The sequence below is a fragment of the Campylobacter sp. genome (assembly GCF_017646085.1).
Taxonomy (GTDB): Bacteria; Campylobacterota; Campylobacteria; order Campylobacterales; family Campylobacteraceae; genus Campylobacter.
The window spans coordinates 24,281-45,811 of record NZ_JAGCNF010000074.1 but is presented as its reverse complement, the minus strand read 5'-3'; the positions used below and the strand labels follow the sequence as shown (position 1 = coordinate 45,811).

Annotated in this window: 22 protein-coding genes; 19 read left to right on the top strand and 3 right to left on the bottom strand. The window is 33.8% G+C overall.

Features of this window, described 5'->3' with window-relative positions; translation table 11 throughout:
* Positions 1-344 precede the first annotated feature (344 nt).
* The 10 genes from J6V67_RS04070 to J6V67_RS04025 all read left to right on the top strand — a co-directional run bounded on the left by J6V67_RS04070 (position 345) and on the right by J6V67_RS04025 (position 10,385).
* Positions 345-545: a 4-oxalocrotonate tautomerase family protein gene (locus J6V67_RS04070; RefSeq protein ID WP_291859137.1), complete on the top strand. Its 201-nt coding sequence runs from the start codon at positions 345-347 to the stop codon at positions 543-545.
* On the top strand, positions 545-1,063 hold the full coding sequence (gene bcp / locus J6V67_RS04065; protein WP_291859135.1) for a thioredoxin-dependent thiol peroxidase: 519 nt from the start codon (positions 545-547) through the stop codon (positions 1,061-1,063). Before J6V67_RS04070 ends, bcp begins: the two co-directional genes overlap by 1 nt.
* 5 nt (positions 1,064-1,068) lie before the next feature.
* Positions 1,069-2,142, top strand: coding sequence for an epoxyqueuosine reductase QueH (locus tag J6V67_RS04060; protein ID WP_291859132.1), 1,074 nt, complete (start codon positions 1,069-1,071; stop codon positions 2,140-2,142).
* 107 nt (positions 2,143-2,249) lie between these two features.
* A complete protein-coding gene (fabZ, locus tag J6V67_RS04055; RefSeq protein ID WP_291859129.1) occupies positions 2,250-2,696 on the top strand; it encodes a 3-hydroxyacyl-ACP dehydratase FabZ in 447 nt (148 codons plus the stop codon).
* Positions 2,697-2,708: 12 nt separating this feature from the next.
* Positions 2,709-3,494, top strand: coding sequence for an acyl-ACP--UDP-N-acetylglucosamine O-acyltransferase (lpxA, locus tag J6V67_RS04050; protein ID WP_291859126.1), 786 nt, complete (start codon positions 2,709-2,711; stop codon positions 3,492-3,494).
* Positions 3,494-4,708, top strand: coding sequence for an ATP-dependent Clp protease ATP-binding subunit ClpX (clpX, locus tag J6V67_RS04045; RefSeq protein WP_086225529.1), 1,215 nt, complete (start codon positions 3,494-3,496; stop codon positions 4,706-4,708). The genes lpxA and clpX overlap by 1 nt, the downstream gene beginning before the upstream one ends.
* A 10-nt stretch (positions 4,709-4,718) precedes the next feature.
* Positions 4,719-5,753 carry a rod shape-determining protein gene (locus J6V67_RS04040; RefSeq protein ID WP_291859120.1) on the top strand — a complete coding sequence of 345 codons (1,035 nt, stop codon included), beginning with the start codon at positions 4,719-4,721 and terminating at the stop codon, positions 5,751-5,753.
* The gene (mreC, locus tag J6V67_RS04035; RefSeq protein ID WP_291859118.1) at positions 5,746-6,492 is read left to right on the top strand and encodes a rod shape-determining protein MreC; all 747 of its coding nucleotides are present in this window, start codon (positions 5,746-5,748) and stop codon (positions 6,490-6,492) included. Before J6V67_RS04040 ends, mreC begins: the two co-directional genes overlap by 8 nt.
* Positions 6,493-6,661: 169 nt before the next feature.
* The gene (gene carB, locus J6V67_RS04030; RefSeq protein ID WP_291859139.1) at positions 6,662-9,916 is read left to right on the top strand and encodes a carbamoyl-phosphate synthase large subunit; all 3,255 of its coding nucleotides are present in this window, start codon (positions 6,662-6,664) and stop codon (positions 9,914-9,916) included.
* 46 nt (positions 9,917-9,962) lie between these two features.
* Positions 9,963-10,385: a Sua5/YciO/YrdC/YwlC family protein gene (locus J6V67_RS04025; RefSeq protein WP_291859116.1), complete on the top strand. Its 423-nt coding sequence runs from the start codon at positions 9,963-9,965 to the stop codon at positions 10,383-10,385.
* Here the strand turns inward: J6V67_RS04025 and J6V67_RS04020 are convergent.
* Genes J6V67_RS04020 through surE form a run of 3 tightly spaced genes read right to left on the bottom strand, consistent with a single transcriptional unit; the run spans position 10,378 to position 12,666 of the window.
* Entirely contained in the window at positions 10,378-11,259 is an 882-nt protein-coding gene (locus J6V67_RS04020) for a nuclease-related domain-containing protein (protein ID WP_291859113.1), read from the bottom strand. The two genes, J6V67_RS04025 and J6V67_RS04020, sit on opposite strands and share 8 nt — an antisense overlap.
* The gene (locus tag J6V67_RS04015; protein ID WP_291859110.1) at positions 11,256-11,894 is read right to left on the bottom strand and encodes a ThiF family adenylyltransferase; all 639 of its coding nucleotides are present in this window, start codon (positions 11,892-11,894) and stop codon (positions 11,256-11,258) included. Before J6V67_RS04015 ends, J6V67_RS04020 begins: the two co-directional genes overlap by 4 nt.
* A complete protein-coding gene (surE, locus tag J6V67_RS04010) occupies positions 11,884-12,666 on the bottom strand; it encodes a 5'/3'-nucleotidase SurE (RefSeq protein ID WP_291859108.1) in 783 nt (260 codons plus the stop codon). The genes J6V67_RS04015 and surE overlap by 11 nt, the downstream gene beginning before the upstream one ends.
* 80 nt (positions 12,667-12,746) lie before the next feature.
* Here surE and lpxB point away from each other — a divergent pair, with 80 nt between their 5' ends.
* From lpxB to J6V67_RS03965, 9 genes are read left to right on the top strand one after another with little or no spacing between them, the layout of a single operon-like run.
* Complete coding sequence (gene lpxB / locus J6V67_RS04005; protein WP_291859105.1) at positions 12,747-13,772, top strand: lipid-A-disaccharide synthase; 1,026 nt, start codon at positions 12,747-12,749, stop codon at positions 13,770-13,772.
* Between the two features lie 43 nt (positions 13,773-13,815).
* A complete protein-coding gene (gene greA, locus J6V67_RS04000) occupies positions 13,816-14,301 on the top strand; it encodes a transcription elongation factor GreA (RefSeq protein ID WP_291859102.1) in 486 nt (161 codons plus the stop codon).
* Between the two features lie 18 nt (positions 14,302-14,319).
* Positions 14,320-15,327, top strand: a complete 1,008-nt coding sequence (argC, locus tag J6V67_RS03995; RefSeq protein ID WP_291859098.1) for an N-acetyl-gamma-glutamyl-phosphate reductase — start codon at positions 14,320-14,322, stop codon at positions 15,325-15,327.
* Complete coding sequence (locus J6V67_RS03990) at positions 15,324-16,040, top strand: UDP-2,3-diacylglucosamine diphosphatase (protein ID WP_291859095.1); 717 nt, start codon at positions 15,324-15,326, stop codon at positions 16,038-16,040. Before argC ends, J6V67_RS03990 begins: the two co-directional genes overlap by 4 nt.
* Entirely contained in the window at positions 16,033-16,989 is a 957-nt protein-coding gene (locus tag J6V67_RS03985; RefSeq protein ID WP_291859092.1) for a chemotaxis protein, read from the top strand. Before J6V67_RS03990 ends, J6V67_RS03985 begins: the two co-directional genes overlap by 8 nt.
* Positions 16,990-16,999: 10 nt before the next feature.
* Positions 17,000-19,360, top strand: a complete 2,361-nt coding sequence (locus J6V67_RS03980; protein ID WP_291859089.1) for a chemotaxis protein CheW — start codon at positions 17,000-17,002, stop codon at positions 19,358-19,360.
* A gap of 9 nt (positions 19,361-19,369) precedes the next feature.
* Positions 19,370-19,870: a chemotaxis protein CheW gene (locus J6V67_RS03975; protein ID WP_291859086.1), complete on the top strand. Its 501-nt coding sequence runs from the start codon at positions 19,370-19,372 to the stop codon at positions 19,868-19,870.
* Between the two features lie 9 nt (positions 19,871-19,879).
* Positions 19,880-20,503: a phosphoserine phosphatase SerB gene (serB, locus tag J6V67_RS03970; protein ID WP_291859083.1), complete on the top strand. Its 624-nt coding sequence runs from the start codon at positions 19,880-19,882 to the stop codon at positions 20,501-20,503.
* Positions 20,504-20,513: 10 nt separating this feature from the next.
* A complete protein-coding gene (locus J6V67_RS03965; protein WP_291859081.1) occupies positions 20,514-21,494 on the top strand; it encodes a transaldolase in 981 nt (326 codons plus the stop codon).
* The last annotated feature ends 37 nt before the right edge of the window (positions 21,495-21,531 follow it).

Genomic DNA, 21,531 nt, shown 5'->3' with positions numbered 1-21,531 from the left:
TTTTTATTAGAGTTAAAGATGTTAGGATGATGGACGTTTTTATATATCGTTTTTAAATTTGTACAAAATGGAGTTGTGATTGTAAGCGGGTTTAAGTATTATTCTTTTATACTATTTATATCGCTGAATTTTATTTAGGATTGCTAAAATATTAAAATAAAAGCATATTAAATAGAATTTACAAGACACAAGTATCTTTTTTACGCTAGATATTAAAATGTTTATTAATAATTATAAAAACATTAATATGTGGTAATTATCCAAATTTATCTTTATCTTTTGTTTTTTAATATTAGATATAATTTTCTAAATTAAATTTTTAAAATCAAATCTAAAGGAAAAATATGCCAATTATAAATATTAAGCTTGCAGACCCAATGCCAAGTCGTCAAAAACTAGATGAAATCGCAACCAAAATCACTGATATAATGGTAAATGATTTAGGCAAAAATCCTCAAAGAGTTGTTATAAATTTTGATGAAATTAGAAGTGATGCAACATATTTTGGCGGTAAATCTGTTCAAGCTATGAAAGAGGGTAAATAATGGCTGAAAAAATAAAAGAAGCTACAGTATTTAATCAAGAAGATATTGATCGTAAAGTAATTTTAGCAGCTGGCGACATAGCTCCAGAATTTAGTCTAGAAAATAGCGATGGAGTAAGTATTAGTTTAAGAGATTTTAGAGGTAAAAATGTAGTATTATACTTTTATCCTAAGGATAATACGCCAGGATGCACAACTGAGGCGTGTGAATTTAGTGCAAATTATGATGAATTTATAGCCAATGATACTGTGATTGTAGGAGTTAGCCCAGATAGCGTTAAGAGCCATAGTGGATTTATTATTAAGCAAAATTTAAAGCATATTTTATTGAGTGATATTAATAAAGATGTAGCAAAAGCGTATGGCGTGTGGCAGGTTCGTAAAAATTATGGCAAAGAGTATCTAGGGATTGTAAGAACGACATTTGTTATAGATAAAGAAGGTAAGATCGCAAAAGTCTATAAAAGTGTAAAAGCTGCCGGTCACGCTGCCAAAGTTTTAGCCGATTTAGTAAAGTAGTTAATTTGTTAGTTCATATATGTTGCAGCGTCGATAGTCACTATTTTATCGCTGAGTTGAAGAAATTATACCCTAATGAGCGAATTATTGGCTACTTTTATGATCCAAATATTCATCCATATAGCGAGTTTTTGCTAAGATTTAAAGATGTCAAGCGTAGTTGTAAACAGCTTGATATAAAGGTTATTTGCGGCGAGTATGAGTATGAAGAGTGGCTAAGAGGCACTAAGGGTTTAGAAAATGAGCCAGAAAAAGGTAAACGTTGTGAATATTGCTTTGAATTTCGTGTAGGAAATAGCGCAAAAGCTGCTATGGAATTAGGATGTAAAAAGATTACTACAACATTGTTGATGAGTCCTAAAAAGGATTTTACACAGTTAGAAAATGCGCTCAATAATGCTATAAAAGGGACTAATCTAGAGGCTATTGCTGTAGATTTAAGAAAAAATGGTGGTACTCAAAGACAGTTTGAACTAGCTAAAAAAGATAAGCTTTATCATCAAAACTACTGCGGTTGTATATATGGATTAATTAAACAACGTCAAAATGAAGAGGTGATAGACGAGCTTTGCGAACCACTTGGCGCTCAAATCCAACCAGGTTCTATCAGTTATCGTTTAAAATTATATAAAAAAGTAAGAAAACTAGAACAAAAAAGGGTAGAATTTGATCTAATTAGACAAAAGATTCTAAATTATAGATTACATTTTGGAAGGGTAAAAGTCGATACTAATGTTGTACCTAGTTATTTTATCTTTTACTCACATTTTAAGCTTAAGAGTTCTAAGTTTAACATTGAGGTTTTAAGCGAGCAAGTTAATGTAAATAAAGATGATATTAAACTAATAAGCTTAGCTAAGTTTAACTCTATTGGCGGTTTTAAATATAAAAATATAATGGAATTATTAATTAATCCCCCAAAGATAAAAAAAGAGTTAAAATTGCGTAAAATGCTAACAGGTTTAGATTTTAATCTTAGTCCAATCATTGTGCTAGATGAGATAAAAACTGGTAGATATATAATTGAAGCAAATAGCCAAATTTACCACTCTAGCATAGAGTTGGCAGTAAAAATTTAAAAAAATATATCTGAATTTAGCGAAAATTTTTAATATTATTAATAAAATTCAACTAATATTTTGCTAAATTTAGATACAATCTAGCACTTTTTATTCCGAGGTATTTTATGATAGATGTAGTTGAAATCCAAAAAATATTACCACACAGATATCCATTTTTGCTTATTGATAGAGTGTCTGAGCTAGAACCTAGCAAATTTATTAAAGGTTATAAAAATATAACAATTGCCGAGCAAGTTTTCCAAGGTCACTTTCCAGGTCATCCTATATATCCAGGCGTTATGATAATCGAAGGAATGGCGCAAGCTGGCGGTATTTTGGCCTTTAAAAGCATGGGTGAGGCTGAACAAGCTAATGCAGAAGATAAGGTAGTTTATTTTATGAGTATCGATGGGGCAAAATTTAGATCCCCGGTTCGCCCAGGCGATAAACTAGAGTACCGTTTAGAGGTCTTAAAACATAAGGGAAATATTTGGGTTTTAGCTGGTAAGGCTTATGTAGATGATAAACTAGTGGCTGAAGCTGAGCTAAAGGCAATGATCGTAGATAAGTAATAAGTAGAAAATATGCAAATTCATAGTACAGCAGTAGTTGAAGATGGTGCAATTTTAGGCGATGGGTGCGTGATTGAACCATATGCTTTTGTTAGTTCAAAAGCAATTTTAGGTGATAATGTAACTATTAAACAAGGTGCTAGAATCATTGGTGATACCCATATTGGTAGTGGTAGTAAAATTTATAGTTATGCTATAGTAGGTGATATACCTCAAGATATTAGCCACTCTTTAGAAGATACAGGTGGGGTTAGAATTGGTACTAATGCTACAATTAGGGAGTTTGCTACAATAAATTCAGGCACCAAAAAAGGTGATGGATATACCATAATCGGCAATGATAATTTTATAATGGCTTATACACACATAGCTCATGATTGTCGTCTTGGTGATGGGATTATTTTGGCTAATGGTGTAACTCTTGCTGGGCATGTTATAGTTGATGATTATGCTGTAATTGGTGGGCTTACCCCAGTTCATCAGTTTGTTCATATTGGTGAGAGTTGTATGATAGCTGGCGCTTCAGCACTTAGTCAAGATGTTGTACCATTTTGCTTAGCTGAGGGCAATAGGGCCTATATTAGAAGTTTAAATTTAGTCGGAATTCGTAGAAGATTTGATAAAGATACGGTTGAGGATATTAATAAGGCTTATAAATTTCTATTTAGAAGTGGTGGAGGATTAAAAGATAGAGCCTTGGAACTTTTAGAACAAAACCCTACCATAGAAGCTAAAAAAATGTGTGAATTTATCATAAATACAAAACGAGGAATACCGCTTGATAAAGGGAGAGATTAATGGCTAGAAAGTGTAGTTTTTGCGGTGAGAGCGAAGCAAATGATAGAAAACTTTTAGCTAATGAGAGTGATAGCTCATTTATATGCGAATTTTGCGTAGATGCAGCATATAATGCAGTTCATGGTGATGAAATAGGATTAAATAGCCAACCGGCAATGGATTATAAAGATATTACGCCAAAGATCTTAAAGGGAGTTTTAGATGATTATGTAATTGGTCAAGAAAGAGCCAAAAAAGTCTTTAGCGTAGGAGTTTATAATCATTATAAAAGAATATTTAAGCAGCATAGTATCGAAGATGATACCGAAATTTCAAAATCAAATATTTTACTAATTGGCCCAACTGGAAGTGGTAAGACCTTGATGGCGCAGACTTTGGCTAGATTTTTAGATGTACCAATTGCTATTTGCGATGCTACAAGTTTAACCGAGGCTGGATATGTAGGCGAAGATGTAGAAAATATCTTAACTAAGCTTTTAAATGCAGCTGGTGGAGATGTAGCTAGAGCGCAACAAGGGATTGTTTTTGTAGATGAGATTGATAAGATTGCTAGAATGGGTGAGAATCGTTCAATTACCCGTGATGTAAGCGGCGAGGGTGTTCAACAAGCCTTGTTAAAAATTATCGAAGGTAGTGTAGTAAATATTCCGCCAAAAGGTGGCAGAAAACATCCAAATCAAGAATTTATTCAAATAGATACTACAAATATTTTATTTGTGTGCGGTGGTGCATTTGATGGGCTAAAAGATATAATCGAGCGAAGATTGGGTAAGAATGTTTTAGGTTTTGGCCAAGAAAAACGAGGCAAAAGCGAGAAGACAAATTTGCTTAGTCTTGTAGAGCCTGATGATTTAGTACATTTTGGACTTATTCCTGAGCTTATTGGTAGATTGCATGCTATTACTACTTTAAATGAAATTACGACTGAGGATATGATAAGAATATTAACTCAGCCAAAAAATGCACTTTTAAGGCAGTATGAAAAGCTTTTTGCTATTGATGGGGCTAGGCTTAAATTTGAAGATGAGGCGATTAAAGAGGTAGCAAATCAAGCTATCAAACGCAAAACCGGAGCAAGAGGCCTAAGAAGCATAATGGAAGATGTTATGATAGATATTATGTATGACCTTCCAGAACTAAATGGCTATGATGTAATAATATCAAAAAGTGTAATTGATGGCGAAGCAAAGCCGTTATTAATGAAAGTAAAATAAAAGGGGATATATGATTTTAGACCAACTAGTAGGACTTTTTTCAAGTGATATGGGTATTGATTTAGGCACGGCAAATACATTGGTTTTAATAAAAGATAAAGGTATTGTAATTAACGAACCAAGCGTCGTAGCAGTTCAAAGAGAGAAGTATGGTAAGCAAAAGATACTAGCAGTTGGACAGGATGCTAAGGAGATGGTAGGTAAGACTCCAGGTGATATAGAAGCTATTAGACCGATGAGAGATGGAGTTATAGCTGATTTTGATATGACTGAGAAAATGATTAGATATTTTATCGAAAAGACTCATAGAAGAAAGACATTTTTACGCCCTAGAATTATTATCTCTGTACCATATGGATTAACTCAAGTAGAGAGAAAAGCTGTAAGAGAAAGTGCGTTATCAGCTGGAGCGAGAGAGGTTTTTTTAATTGAAGAACCTATGGCTGCAGCAATTGGAGCAAATTTGCCGGTTCGTGAACCGCAAGGCAGTTTAGTAGTTGATATCGGAGGTGGTACAACTGAGATTGGCGTGGTATCTTTGGGAGGTTTGGTAATTTCTAAAAGCATTAGGACTGCAGGAGATAAGCTTGATGCAAGCATTGTAAACTATGTAAAAGAGAAATTTAATCTATTAATTGGTGAGAGAAATGGTGAAGAGATAAAAATCAAAATCGGCTCAGCGATCCAGTTGCCTAAAGAGCTATCTATGGTTATAAAAGGACGAGATCAAGTAAGTGGCTTATTGAGCCGTATTGAAATCACTAGTGAAGATATTAGAGAGGCAATGAGAGAGTCTTTAAAAGAGATTGCTGATGCGTTAAAAACAGTTTTAGAAAATATGCCGCCTGATTTAGCTGGTGATATAGTTGAGCGTGGTGTCGTGTTAACCGGTGGTGGAGCGCTTATTAGGGGGCTAGATAAGTATCTATCTGATATTGTTAAGTTGCCTGTATATGTAGCTGATGAACCGCTTCTTGCAGTGGCTAGAGGTACCGGTAAGGCTTTAGAAGAGATAGGGCTTTTACACCAATTAATCAATGAATAAACTTAAATTCTTATTGATAGTTATCTGCTTAGGTTTTATATCTTTTTACTTAAGTGATTATGCTAGAAGTGTAGTGATGAGTGGGGTTAAGCTTACACTATCTTTATACCAAGATAGCAGGGATTTTATCATAGATACTATCAATGAACATTTTAATCAAACCAGCGAGATAAGAGCGCTTAGAGAACAAAATATTGAATTAGAGCGCTCTGTTACGCTACTTTCAGCTTTTGCTTATAAGCTTGATGCTTTATTAAATGAGCAAAACTCTACTAAATTTGCACCAAATATCCAGTTGGTTCGTGCATTATCATATATGAATATTGGCGATCATGATAAGGTTTGGATTGATTTTGATGAATTTGATGAAAATAAAATCTATGGCTTAATCTCACAGGGTAAAACCGCTGGAATCGTGATAAATAAAGATGGCAGTCCGCTTGCTCTATTACAAACAGATCCAAAATCGACATTTTCAGTTAGTATAGGAGAGCAGCGCATAGCAGGAATTGCTACAGGAAATGGCAAGAATATTGTAGTTAAATTTATTGCTCAATGGCTAAGCCCAAAAGTCGGCGATGAGGTTTATACTAGTGGGCTTGATGGGATATTTTTTAGCGGTGTTCCAGTAGGTAAAATTACCAAAGTCTATGAAGAAGAACTATATAAAAGCGCAATTGTAGAAACTGATTTGAAAATTCAAGTCCCAAGCTATCTTTATGTTGTAACAAATCAATAGCTTTACTATTTTGATTAAATTTAATATAAATTGCTAAATTTAACAGTAAATTTTCCTCCTTTTTATGCTGATTTTTATCTACAATTAAATATAATTACGCTTAGTTTTTATTTGAAATCAAAATAAATTGATAACCCAAAAATGCATATAAATGAAAAGAGGTAGAACTATGCCAAAAAGAGACGATATCAAGACGATTTTGTTAATAGGTAGTGGCCCTATTATCATCGGCCAGGCTTGCGAATTTGACTACAGTGGGACTCAAGCTGCTAAGACTTTAAAAGAGTTAGGCTATAGAGTAGTACTAATTAACTCAAATCCAGCCACAATTATGACAGACCCAGATTTTGCCGATGCGACATATATCGAGCCTATCACCAAAGAGAGCATTAGTAGAATTATTAAAAAAGAGAATGTAGATGCACTCTTGCCTACAATGGGCGGTCAGGTTGCTTTAAATGTAGCTATGGAGCTTTATGAAAACAATATGCTTGGAAATGTTAAATTTCTAGGTGCCAATCCAGAAGCTATCAAAAAAGGTGAAGATAGAGTGGCATTTAAAGAGGCTATGATTAAAATCGGTATGGATCTACCAAAATCTATGTATGCATACAATATGGAGGAGGCTCTAAAAGCTGCTAATGAAATTGGATTTCCGCTTATTATTAGAGCGAGCTATACTCTTGGCGGCGCTGGTAGCGGTGTGGCATATAACCTTGATGAATTTAGAGATATTGCCGAGAGTGGAATTGAGGCTAGTCCGATTAACGAAATTTTAATAGAAGAGAGTTTGCTAGGATGGAAAGAGTATGAGATGGAGGTTATCAGAGATAGAGCTGATAACTGTATTATTGTATGCTCGATTGAAAATTTTGACCCAATGGGCGTACATACGGGTGATTCTATAACGGTAGCTCCAGCTCTTACGCTAACTGATAAAGAGTATCAGTATATGCGTGATGCTAGTTTTAAAATCCTACGTGAGATCGGTGTTGATACTGGTGGTAGTAATGTTCAATTTGCTGTAAATCCAAAGAATGGTCGAATGACAGTAATTGAGATGAACCCACGTGTAAGTAGAAGCTCGGCTTTAGCAAGTAAGGCTACAGGCTACCCAATTGCCAAGGTAGCAACTATGCTAGCTGTTGGCTTTACTCTTGATGAGATTAAAAATGACATTACAGGAACCCCAGCAAGCTTTGAGCCAGTGATTGATTATATAGTAACTAAAATTCCTAGATTTACTTTTGAGAAATTCCCAGGTTCTAATCCATATCTAGGCACTGCGATGAAGAGTGTTGGTGAAGTAATGGCAATTGGTAGAAGCTTTAAAGAGAGTGTTCAAAAAGCTCTTTGTAGTTTAGAAAAAGATTATAGTGGATTTAATCATCTAAATTTAAGCGATGAGGATTTAGTTTTTGGATTAAGAAATGGTCATGAAAATAGAATCTTGTATATTGCTCAAGCTTTTAGAAATGGTAAAAGCGTAGAAGATGTATATGAATTAACTAAGATCGATAGATGGTTCTTAACTCAAATTTATGAGATAATTGAATTTGAAGACCGTATTGATATGGATATTTTAAATGATAAAGAGTTGCTAAGAAAAGCTAAAACTTGGGGCTTTAGTGATAAGATGATAGCGCATTTAATTAACGCTAAAGACAATCTAGAACTAAGTCAAAATGATATATATTATGCTAGAATGCGTCACCAAATCGGCTTAGAGTATAGCGAAGTTGATACTTGCGGTGGTGAGTTTCCAGCACTAACTCCATATCTATATAGTAGCACAAATATTACGCCAAATTTACCAAATTTACCTACAAATAATAGTAATAAAAAGGTTTTAATTATTGGTGGTGGTCCTAACCGTATAGGTCAAGGTATTGAGTTTGATTATTGTTGCGTGCATGCTAGTTATGCTTTAAAAGATTTAGGTGTTACAACTATTATGTATAATTGTAATCCCGAAACTGTATCAACTGACTATGATACTAGTGATATTTTATATTTTGAACCAATTGATTTTGAACATTTAAGAGCAGTAATTGAGCGTGAAAATCCAGATGGTGTTATTGTTCATTTTGGCGGACAGACACCGCTTAAATTTTCTAAACGTCTATCAATGATTGGTGCGAAGATAATTGGAACTACAGCTAGAGTGATTGATGTTGCTGAAGATAGAAAGAAATTTAGTGAGTTTATCCGCTCAGTTAATGTAGCTCAACCTGATAATGATACTGCTATTAGCGAGTCTGAAGCATTAGAAAAAGCAAATAAAATCGGCTATCCGGTTTTAGTTCGTCCTAGTTATGTATTAGGCGGTAGAGCAATGAGAAGAGTTCATAGCGAACTTGAGCTTAAAGAGTATATGAGCGAAGCAGTTAGGGTTAGTAATAACTCTCCAGTTTTACTTGATAAGTTTTTGCAAGATGCAACTGAGCTTGATGTAGATGCTATTAGCGATGGCAAGGATGTGTATATTGGTGCGATTATGGAGCATATAGAAGAAGCTGGAATTCATAGTGGCGATAGTGCTAGTATTCTTCCTCCTCGCAACCTTTCTAAAGAGATTATTGCTCAAGTAGAGAGCTGTACAAAAGATATTGCATTAAAATTAGGCGTAGTTGGACTTATGAATATTCAATTTGCAGTATATAATGATAAGTTATATATTATTGAGGTCAATCCAAGAGCTAGCCGTACAGTGCCATTTGTTAGTAAAGCTACAGGCTTACCAATGGCCAAGGTAGCAACACGTGTAATGTGGCAAGGTAATTTAAAAGAGGCACTTGAGTTTTATGATCAGTTTAAAGTAGTTAAATTTGATGGTGAAATTTATAAACCTAGTTTAAATGGCGTAGTATGCGTTAAAGAGAGCGTATTTCCATTTAATAAATTAAGTGGAGCTGATCTAATCTTAGGGCCAGAGATGAAAAGTACTGGTGAGGTTATGGGTATTAGTGATAGCTTTGAAAAGAGCTTTGTAAAATCGCAAATTGCAGCAAAAAATATCCTACCAAGTAGCGGAACAGTATTTATTAGTCTAGCTGATGCTGATAAAGGTCGTGGTATTGAATTGGCTAAAAAATTTGAAAATCTAGGTTTTGAGATCGTAGCAACTGGCGGTACATATAAAACTTTAGCTCAAGCTGGAGTCAAATGTGAGATGGTTTATAAAATTAGCGAGGGTCGTCCAAACATCGAAGATAAACTAAAGAATTCACAAATTGCACTAGCGGTAAATACAAGTGATTCTAAAAGTAGTACAAGTGATGCAGTTAAGATTCGCCAAGCTGTATTAAGATTTAAAATTCCATACTTTACAAATATGAATGCAGCCCTAAAAGCAGCTGAGTCAATTAGTTCAAATGAAGCAGCCTTAGAGGTTAAGAGCCTGCAAGAGTATTTAAATAGATAAAGAGATTTGCCACGCTTAGTCGTGGCAACCTTTAGGATATATTTAAATGATCTATCTAGCACAAACTGATACAACAGTTGGATTTTTAAGTCAAGATTTAAAAAAGTTAAATGCTATTAAAAATCGTCCATTAAATCAGCCGTGCTTAATATGTGTTAGCAAATTTAGAAATTTGCAAAACTTTTCACGAATACCTAAAAAATATAAAAATTTAATCCGCCGTTCCAAAAAAACAACATTTATCTACCCAAACTCACAAGCTATAAGAGTGGTAAAAGATCATCCACACACTAAGTTATTAGATAAGTTAGGGTGGGCATATTCTACTAGTGCAAACCCTCATAAAAAGGCATTTGATATCGAATTTGCAGTAGCTAATGCTGATATAATTATAGATACAAAATTCACCCCAGCACAAGCCTCAAAAATATATAAAATCTCTAAAACAAATATAAAAAAAATTAGATGATTTCATCATCTTTTACTATTTTTTCTATTAAACCAAATTTAATATGTTTGATTCCATATCCACCAGCTTGAATAAATCCTACACTGTCGTTTGGATGAATTTTGTATATTTTAGATTTGATTTTAAGTTTTTTTCGTTTGCCAAATAGTGCATTAATAAAGCTTATTGTACTATTTCTTTGCCAGTTTAGATCTAAATTTACTCTAAAATGTTTTGGTAGCTTTTTCTTTTTACTACCAATTAAGAAGTAGCGTATAGATCCAGTTAATATTTCTCCGCCATATAGATGTAGTCTAGACCATACAGTCATAGAGCTTAGAATCTCTTTTAATCTATTTTGTTCATCGCTATTTGGACGTATTTTGCTATGATTTTTATGAATTGTATTTAAAAAATTATGCTTAGTTATTATCTGTTTATTTTGTCTAATTTGCTTTGACATACTAATTCTAGTCTTATCAAAAACTACAAAACTCAAAATAGTATAATTGTTTAGATCAAACTCTTTACTAGTTAGAAAATCTTTGAAAATTTGAGTATGCCTAATGAGTTTAGCAAGCGGATCTTGATGAGCTATAGTACGCTTTTTGGTTGTTTGTATCCATTCATCTCCTTTGATCTCTATACTACCAACCCAATGCTTAAACTCTATAAGATAGATTGTAAATCCATCTATAATGATAAAATCTATTTCATGAAGTCCAGCCTCGCTATCTTTTACCCGTTTATTTTTATAGATATTTAGCCCTTTAATTTGACTAATGGTATTAAAAAAATCATTCTCGGCTAAATTCCCAGCACGACTAACCATATCAGGTGGAGTTATACTTGGATTTGATACTAGCTTGTAATTTTGCCAAAAGCTTTTTATCATTTAATTAGCCTATTTACTGCAAGCGCAGCTAAATTTAATCCAAAGCTTGCCGTTACTCCAATAAAACTTCCTAGATTGGTGCAGTTTGGCAGTTCGCTAGAAAATACCACCTTAAAATCGCCCTTAAAGCCAGCTTTTTTTAGCTCATATCTGATTTTTTTAGCAAATGGATCGTTATATGTTTTCCATATGCTATCTACTTTTATAGCAGTTGGATCTAATCTTTTAGCTCCCCCCATTGAACTTAAAAGCTTTTTATATGTCTTAGTAATTAAAGCAATCTTTGCTGGTATATCATCAATGCAATCTATAATTAAATCAAACTCATCTAAATTTAAACTATCAATATTTTCTGGAGTAAGCTTTAAATTTATACACTTTATACCAGGATATAATTTAGCAAATACATCTGTCTTATATTCGCCAACATAGTTGCTACCTATTTGACGATTTTGATTGGTTATATCGAATTTATCGCAATCTACTGCAGTGATATTTACTACTCCGCTACGATATAGAGCATCAATGCAAACCCCACCTACACCACCACATCCACATACTAGTACTTTGGCGTTTTGAAGTTTTGTAAATCCATCGCCAAATATCCAGCGACTTCTAGTAAATCTATCGTTCATTTTGTGTCCAGTTTTGTAAAATTTCAATGCTTTTATATGATGTCATATCAAGCTTAATTGGTGTTAGGCTAGCATAGTTTTGATTAAGGGTTGTGATATCGCAAGGATAGCCCAAATCTGCAGCATAGCGAATTCCAGGTGTACCTAGCCAGTAGTATTCTAGTCCTCTTGGATTGCGGTGAATCTGAGCGTTTGTATTGTAGTTTTGTTGGCCAGCTGGAACTATCTTTAGTCCTTTGTACTCATTTTTGGAAACTGCTGGAATATTTAAATTTAAAAACTCTCTTTTGTTTAAAGGATAGCCATTTTCAAAGATATTTTGTACAAGCTCTAGGGTAATTTCACACGCTAGATCAAATCCAAATTTATCTAAACTATCATTATTGTATAGTTGAGAAACGGCAATTGAATTGACCCCTTGAAGTGTACCCTCCATCGCTCCACCACAAGTACCTGAATATGTAATATCTTCACCGACATTTGCTCCGTGATTTATTCCGCTTATGATAAGATCTGGCTTTTTATGTTTAAACATCGTCTCAAGTGCTAGATAAATACAATCACTTGGGGTGGCATCATCAAGCTTAAAAAACCCATCATCAAGTTGTATAAATCTTAGTGGGCGAGTAAGTGTAATAGAGTGAGCGCAAGCTGATTTTTCACTGCTAGGGGCTACGACTGTTACATTAGCTATTTGGCGTAGCTTATCACGCAAAGCAAGCAATCCAGCAGCTTCAAATCCATCATCATTTGTTATAAGTATCTCTTTCATATTTTACCTTTTTTGATTAAATTTTACCTGTAATTTTTAAATTGTTGGCTATAATTTAGGCTAAATTTAAAAGGAAAATTATGAAAATTTTAGTTTCATCACTAGAAGCATCGGCAAATTTGCATCTTAAAGAGGTATTATCTCATCTAAATGGGGCGCAAATTTGTGGAATATTTGATAAGAGGTTTGGAGATGCACTATATGATAGTAAGGAATTTAGTGCTATGGGATTTGTAGAAATTTTACCACTGATTTTTAAAGCTAAAAAAGCATTAAAGCAGATGGTAGAGCTAGCTCGTAATTGTGATAGAGTTTTGCTTATTGATAGCCCAGCTTTTAATATTCCACTTGCTAAAGCCATTAAAGAAGCGGGATTAAAGTGTGAAATAGTTTATTATATATTACCACAAGTATGGGCATGGAAAAAAAGACGAGTAATAACGGTTGAGAAATATTGTGATAGATTAGCGTCTATTTTACCATTTGATGAGAAGTTTTATAATAAAAGCGAGTATGTAGGGCATCCGCTTTTAGATGAGATTAATGTGCAAAAAACCACCCATACAAAAAATTCAATTATAGCTTTTATGCCAGGTTCAAGGCGTAGCGAGATTAGTCGTCTCATGCCTTTATATAAAGAAGTAGCTAAGAATATTGAGGCTAAAAAACTTTTGGTTGTACCGCCATTTTTAGCTAAAAATATAGATGAATATTATGGTGATGTAAGCGAATTTGAGATTATATATGATACTAAAGAGGCTTTAATGGCTAGTGAGTTTGCTTTTATATGTTCTGGTACAGCTACGCTAGAAGCAGCACTTATTGGCACTCCGTTTGTGCTTTGTTATAAAGCTAAAGCGATTGATATTTTTATAGCTAGAAGATTAGTAAAGCTAAAATACGCTGGACTAGCAAATATAATATTTGATTTTATGGGCAAAGAGCCACTTCATGTGGAGTTAATACAAGAGAGTGCTACAGTGCAAAATTTGTTAAAATGCTATGAAAACTATGATGCTAATAAATTTTTAAAATCATGTAAGAAGCTAAGAGAGTATCTACAACACGGAAGCGCAAAGAGTGTTGCTGATATGATTTTAAGATAAAATAGGATAAAATCCTAAATTTAAATATATTAAGGATAAAGTTATGACAGAACCAATGACAATGTATGGTTATGAAAAAATTACTGCTGAGTTAAAAGATTTAAAAACAGTCCAAAGACCAGCGATAGTTCAAGAGATAGATATAGCAAGAAGCCATGGCGATTTAAAAGAAAATGCTGAATATCATGCTGCTAGAGAGAAGCAAGCTTTTATAGAAAATAGAATTGCTGAGCTAAGTGATATTGTAAGTAGAGCTAAAGTAATTGACCCAAGCGAGTATAAGCACGATAAAGTCAAATTTGGCTCTACGGTTACAATAATGGATGTAGATACTGAGATAGAGACTACATATACAATAGTTGGAGTTACAGAGAGTAATCTTGAGCGAGGATTGATCTCTATCTCAACACCAATTGCTAAACAATTAATAGGCAAAAAAGAGGGTGATGATGTGATCTTGACCTTGCCAAATGGTAGAGTTGAGATTGAGATTGTAGAGGTTAAGTATCAAGATATAGTTTTTGAATAATTTATTAAGGACGCAGCAATGATAAGAGTAGGAATAGTTGGAATTAGTGGTTATACGGGTCTTGAATTAGTTAAAATGATAGTAGCTCATCCTCACTTTAGACTTTGCTACGCTGGAGCTAGTAGTAATGGAATCTTATCTGAGAGTTTTAGTAGTTTAAAAGGCGTGATTGATATACCAATTGAAAAAGCAAATGCTGATGAGATAAAATCTAGATGTGATTTAGTATTTTTAGCTTTGCCGCATACTGAGGGGATGAAACTTACTAGTGCGCTTAGAGGAAGTAAGGTAAAGATAGTTGATCTCTCGGCTGATTATAGGGTAAGTCAGATAAATTATGAGAAAAACTACTGCCCACACCTTGATCCAAAAGGGTTAGAAGATGCTGTTTATGGACTAGTAGAAATTAATCGTAATAAGATAAAAAATGCAAATTTAATTGCAAATCCAGGTTGTTATCCTACTTGTAGCTTGCTAGGCCTTTTACCATTTGCTAAGATGCTTAAAAATGATGTTATGATCGATGCAAAAAGTGGGCTAAGCGGAGCTGGAAAAAGCTTAAAACCTAGTAGCCATTATATTAGTGTAAATGAGAATATGAATGCATATTCACCACTTACTCATAGACATAGCGATGAGATTAGCGAGCATTTAAATTTAAACCTTAGCCAAAAGATCGATGTAATGTTTGTTCCGCACCTTATCCCGCTTAGTAGAGGAATGCTAGTTAGTAGCTATGGATATTTAAAAGATGAATTTAAAGATATTGATCCATTGAGTGTGATTGAGGATTTTTATAAAAGTGAAAAATTTATAAGAATTAGACGTGAGCCTGTAAGCATAAAAGATGTAGCAGGAACGCACTTTTGCGATATTTATGCTATGAATCATAATGGAAAAATTTGGATAAACTCAAGTATAGATAATCTACTTCGTGGTGCCTCATCTCAAGCAATGGCAAATGCAAATTTAATTATGGGAATAGATGAAGCAACAGCATTGCCAATTATTGGAAATTCTATATGAGGATTTTAAATGGGGCAATTTTTATAGCGGATGCACATGAAAATTGTAAACGCCATGAGTTATTAAGGCTTATTAAAGGTTTTAATAGTGGCGTTTTACCTATTCCACCACAAATATTTTTAGTAGGGGATATGTTTGATTATCTTAGCTGTACATACTATAGTCAAATGGTTTATAAAGAGTGGATTGATGAGCTAAATTTACTAGCTCAAAAAACTCAAATTTACTATTTTGAAGGTAATCACGATTTTAATCTTAGTTCTATTTTTAATCAAATTAATATATATCCGCTCTCATCTCAGCCAGTAATTTTTAATCTAAATAATAAGAAGGTTGCCATAGCGCATGGAGATATATATTTAGGATTTTTTACCCAAACCTCACTTAAAATGCTTCGTAACTCTATCTTTTTAAAAATTATGAATTTTATTGATCGAGCATTTAAATTTAAAATTACTAAAAAGATTTTATCAAGTCAAGAAAATAAAGAATTATCTTATAAAATACCAAAATTTAAAGAACTCATAGCTAAAAAAATCGATAATTATAAAAGCGATATAGTAATAGAAGGACACTATCATCAAGGGTGCGAATTTAAAATAAATGGAAAAGATTATATAAATTTACCTTGTTTTGCGTCTGAGCGTAGTTATTTTATTGTACAATATAATACTGAAATTAAATTTCAACCCATAAGGAGCCCAAATGTTTGATGATAATATCTTAAAAACGGGTTCGAATGAGATGGAACTTGTTGATTTTCGCATCTTAAAAAAGGGCAAAGATACTGTATATGAGGGTATTTACGGTGTCAATGTTGCTAAAGTAAAAGAGATAATCAAAATGCCAAATCTCACCGAACTACCAGGCACGCCCGATTATATTGAGGGGATTTTTGACCTTCGTGGCGTAGTTATTCCAGTTATTAGCCTTGCTAAATGGATGCAAATTGAAGAGCCTAAAGAGGCCTTTGTAAAACCTAGAGTTATTATTGCTGAGTTTAGCAATATTTTTATTGGCTTTATTGTTCATGAGGCTAAAAGAATTAGACGTATAAACTGGAAAGATATTGAACCAGCAAATTTTGCTGGAAGTGCTGGAACTGGAACTTTAGACAGATCTAAAATCACAGGCGTAACAAGAATTGAAAATGATGATGTTTTACTTATTTTGGATTTAGAAAGTATTGTTGAAGAACTAGGAATATATCAGCCAAAAATGGAAGTTGAGGTAGATGAGATACATAAATTTAGTGGTGTAGCGCTAATTTTAGATGATAGCCTTACAGCTAGACGTTTAGTTAGTGATGCACTAACAAAAATGGGTTTAAGAGTAGTAGAGGCAAAAGATGGCGTTGAAGGACTTGAGAAACTAGAAGATCTTTACTCAATGTATAAAAACGACTTAGAACAAAATCTACGTGTTATTATCAGCGATGTTGAGATGCCACAGATGGATGGTTTTCACTTTGCAGCAAATGTAAGGGATGATAAAAGATTTTCAAATATTCCTATTATCTTTAATTCATCGCTAAGTAATGAATTTAGTGAGCTTCATGGCAAGGATGCAGGCGGTGATGTGTTCTTAACTAAATTTAATGCTACAGAATTTTATAAAGCAGTTTCAAGAGTGATTGAAACACGCAAAAAATATATCAGTTAAGAGGTGATTTATGGATGATATGCAAGAAATACTTGAAGACTTTTTAGTCGAGGCATTTGAGCTTATTGAGCAAATTGACCATGATTTAGTCGAGTTAGAGGCTAATCCTGAGGATCTAGAATTATTAAATAGGATATTCCGTGTAGCTCACACAGTCAAAGGTAGCTCATCATTTTTAAATTTTGATGTTTTAACAAAGCTTACTCACCATATGGAAGATGTGTTAAATAAAGCTCGCCACGGGGAGTTAAAAATAACTCCAGATATTATGGATGTAGTGTTAGAATCAGTTGATATGATGAAAGCACTTTTAAGAAGCATTAGAGAGCGTGGCAATGATACAGATGCAGGAGTGAGTATAGCAGATATTTGCAATAGATTAACTGCTATTAATGAAGGCAGAGATCCAAATGCTGATCATAATATATCTATACAGCCGCAAGAAGAGGCGCAATCTAAGCAAGATAGTCATTTAGAGCCACAATCAGCAATGGATCAAGAGCCAGAGGTGGATGTAAATAGTTTAAGCGAAGCTGAGGTAGAAGCCGAGATCGAAAGATTGCTTAAAGTTCGTAAAGCTGAAGATCAAGCTAGACGTGATAAGCAAAAACAAAATAGCGGACAATCAGCAGTGCAAACTCCTGAATCAACCCCAGCGCCAGCACCAGAACCAACTCCAGCTACTAAACCAGCACCTAAAAAAGAGTCAAAAGAATCAAATGCACCAGCTCATTCTAGCGCCTCAGCTGTAGAACAAACTATTAGGGTCGAGGTGAAGCGACTTGATAACTTGATGAATTTAATCGGTGAGCTAGTTCTTGGTAAAAATAGACTTCTTAAAATTTATGATGATGTAGAAGAGAGATATGAGGGTGAGAAATTCCTTGAGGAGTTAAATCAAGTAGTAAGTGCATTAAGTTTAGTAACAACTGATATCCAGTTAGCTGTTATGAAGACTAGAATGCTACCAATTGCTAAAGTATTTAACAAATTCCCAAGAATGGTGCGTGATTTAAGTCGTGAACTAGGTAAACAAATAGATCTAGAAATAAGCGGTGAAGAGACAGAGCTAGATAAATCAATCGTAGAAGAGATTGGCGATCCGCTAGTTCATATCATTAGAAATTCATGTGACCATGGTGTTGAAAGTCCTAAAGAGAGATTAGCAGCTGGCAAACCTGAAAAAGGTATTATTCAGCTAAAAGCTTATAATGAAGGCAATCATATCGTAGTTGAAATAGTAGATGATGGTAAGGGAATTGACGCTTTAGCTGTTAAGATGAAAGCATTAGAAAGAGGCTTGATAACAGAAAGAGAAGTTGATAGTATGAGCGATAAAGAAGCATACTCACTTATCTTTAAACCTGGATTTTCTATGGCTAAGCAAGTTACAAATGTTAGCGGCCGTGGCGTGGGAATGGATGTTGTTAAGACAAATATTGAGAAGCTAAATGGTATAATTGATATAGATAGCGAAGTAGGTAAAGGTACAATAATTAAGCTAAAAATTCCTCTAACTCTAGCTATTATCCAATCTTTATTAGTAGGTTCTCAAGAAGAATTTTATGCTATACCACTAGCAAGCGTAAAAGAGACTGTTAGAGTTCCAGTAGATAATATTTACACTATTGAAGGTAAAAATGTCCTTAGACTTCGTGATGAGGTTCTTAGTCTTGTTAGACTTAGTGATCTATTTGGAGTTAAACAGGTATTTGAAAGTGGCGATCAGACCTATGTAGTTGTAATCAATGTAGCTGATAGTAAGCTTGGTATTATTGTTGATAGTTTAATTGGCCAGGAGGAGATTGTTATTAAATCTCTTGGTAACTACTTACAAAATATTCGTGGAATTGCAGGCGGCACGATTAGAGGCGATGGAAAGGTTACACTAATTGTTGATGTTGGTATGATTATGGATATGGCTAAAGAGATTAAAGTAGATATCAGAGCCAGTATGGAATCAAATTCACAAATGACTAAAAAAGAGAAACCAAGCGATTATAAAGTCCTAATCGTAGATGACTCTAAAATGGATAGGACAATGATGCAAAAATCACTTGAGCCAATCGGTGTAACTGTGATTGAGGCAACAAATGGTATAGAGGCGTTAAATATTATTAAATCAGGCGAACATAGCCTAGATGCGATGCTAATAGATATTGAAATGCCTAGAATGGATGGATATACCCTAGCTGGAGAAATTAGAAAATACTCTAAATATCGCAATCTGCCACTAATTGCAGTAACAAGCAGAACAAGTAAGAGCGATCGCTTAAGGGGCGTAGAAGCTGGTATGACTGAGTATATTACCAAACCATATTCACCAGAATACCTAGAAAATGTCGTTAGAAAAAATATAAAGCTAGTGTAAGGAAGTAAAATGAGCGATAGATTAGGTGAAGTTTTACAAAGACAAAAACAGCAAATAAATGAACCAGAAAATACTAAAGATAGAGAAGAGATAGAACAGCTTGTAGGTTTTATAGTTGGCGATGAGGAATTTGCTATTCCAATTTTATATATCAAAGAGATTATTAAGCCAATTGAGTATACAAGAGTGCCTAGCGTTCCGCCATATGTACTTGGTGTGTTTAATCTTAGAGGTAGCGTAATTCCTTTGATAGATTTAAGAATTAGATTTAATCTTGAACCTAGCAAAATGACGCCAAATACGAGATATATTGTTATGCAAGATAACGATAATATCGCAGGATTTGTAATTGATAGACTCACAGAGGCTATTCGAATAAATACAAATAGAATAGATCAGCCACCTGAAACATTAGCTAAAGATAAAGGTATGATTCATGGTATCGGTAAAAGAGATAATAACATTTTAACGATATTAAAAGTTGAATCTTTATTAAAGCGTGATTTTTAAGGTTTTTATATGATAAAACTTTGTGTTTTTGATTTTGATTCTACGCTAATGGATGGTGAGACTATCACCATCCTCTCAAGCGCAATGGGTAAGGATAAGGAAGTCGGCGAAATTACTGCTAGGGCTATGGCGGGTGAACTTGATTTTTATGAGAGTTTAGTGCGACGTGTTAGATTGATTGAGGGTTTAGAACTTAGTAGGGCGTTAGAAATTACATCAAATTTACCATTTATTACCGGTGCAAAAGAGATAATTGCATATCTAAAATCTAAAAATATTAAGACAGTTGTATTTAGTGGTGGGTTTCATATCGCTACTGATGCAGCACAAAAAAAGCTTGGCTTTGATCTAAATTTTGCAAATGAGCTTCATCATAAAAATGGTATTTTAACTGGCAATGTCGGTGGCGAGATGATGTTTGGTGACTCTAAGGGCAAGATGCTTTTACGACTTAAAGATTTTATGGGTTTAAGTAGCGATGAGGTTGCCTGCGTAGGCGATGGAGCAAACGATTTATCTATGTTTAAAGAGGCTGGCACTGGTATTGCATTTTGTGCAAATAAGATACTAAAAGAGGCAGCAACCCACATCATAGATATCAAAGATTTAAATGAGATTAAAAAAATTATATAAAAGGTAGAAAATGAGAGATATTAACTTTTCTCTTTGGTGTGATTTTTTAGAGCGTGATTTTATAAATTCAGAATTTATAGAATTAATTCAAAATGGCACAATCAATGGAGCTACAAGTAATCCAAGTATATTTAAAGAGGCGATTTGTAACTCGCAAGCCTATAGTGAACAAAAAGCCAAATTTAGCAAAAGAAGCGCAAAAAAGATATATGAAATTTTAGCTACAAACGATATTAAAATGGCAGCACATAAAATGCTTGCTAATTATGCAGCTGGAAACGATGGCTTTGTAAGTATTGAAATTGATCCAAATTTAACCTTAACTAGCGATATAATAGAAGAAGGTAAAAAACTATATAATGCGATAAAAATGCCAAATGTAATGATTAAAATTCCAGCTATTTCATCTGGATTTGATGCAATGTGCGAGTTAATGAAAAAGGGAATTAATGTAAATGCAACACTAATTTTTTCTAAAGACCAAGCGCAAAATTGTTTAGATGCATTTAAAGAAGGTACTAAAAAATATAGCAAAAAATTTCCACAGACTCCACTTCCTCAAGGAGTGATTAGCGTGTTTGTAAGCAGGTTTGATAGACTACTTGATGAAAAACTTGAAGAGACTGGTAAATTTGGAATTTATAATGCTACAAATATCTATAATAAAATTCAAAATGCTGGCCAAAGAAATGTAAGAACACTATTTGCAAGTACTGGAGTAAAGAGTAATCAACTTCCAGCAGATTATTATATTAAAGAACTTTTGTATCCAAATTCAATTAATACAGCCCCACTTGATACTATTAAATCATTTATCGCAAGTGGCGAATTTACTCCAAAAACTATACCAAGTAGCGAGGAAATAGATAGATTTATGACCAAAGCTAAAGAAGCTGGCGTGGATTATAATAAGGTTTGTACTAAGCTTTTAGATGATGGCTTGGATGCATTTGTAGCGGCTTTTGATGAGATTTTAACCTCGTTATCATAAGCTTAAATTTAGATTTTTTAGCTATAATTGCCGTTTA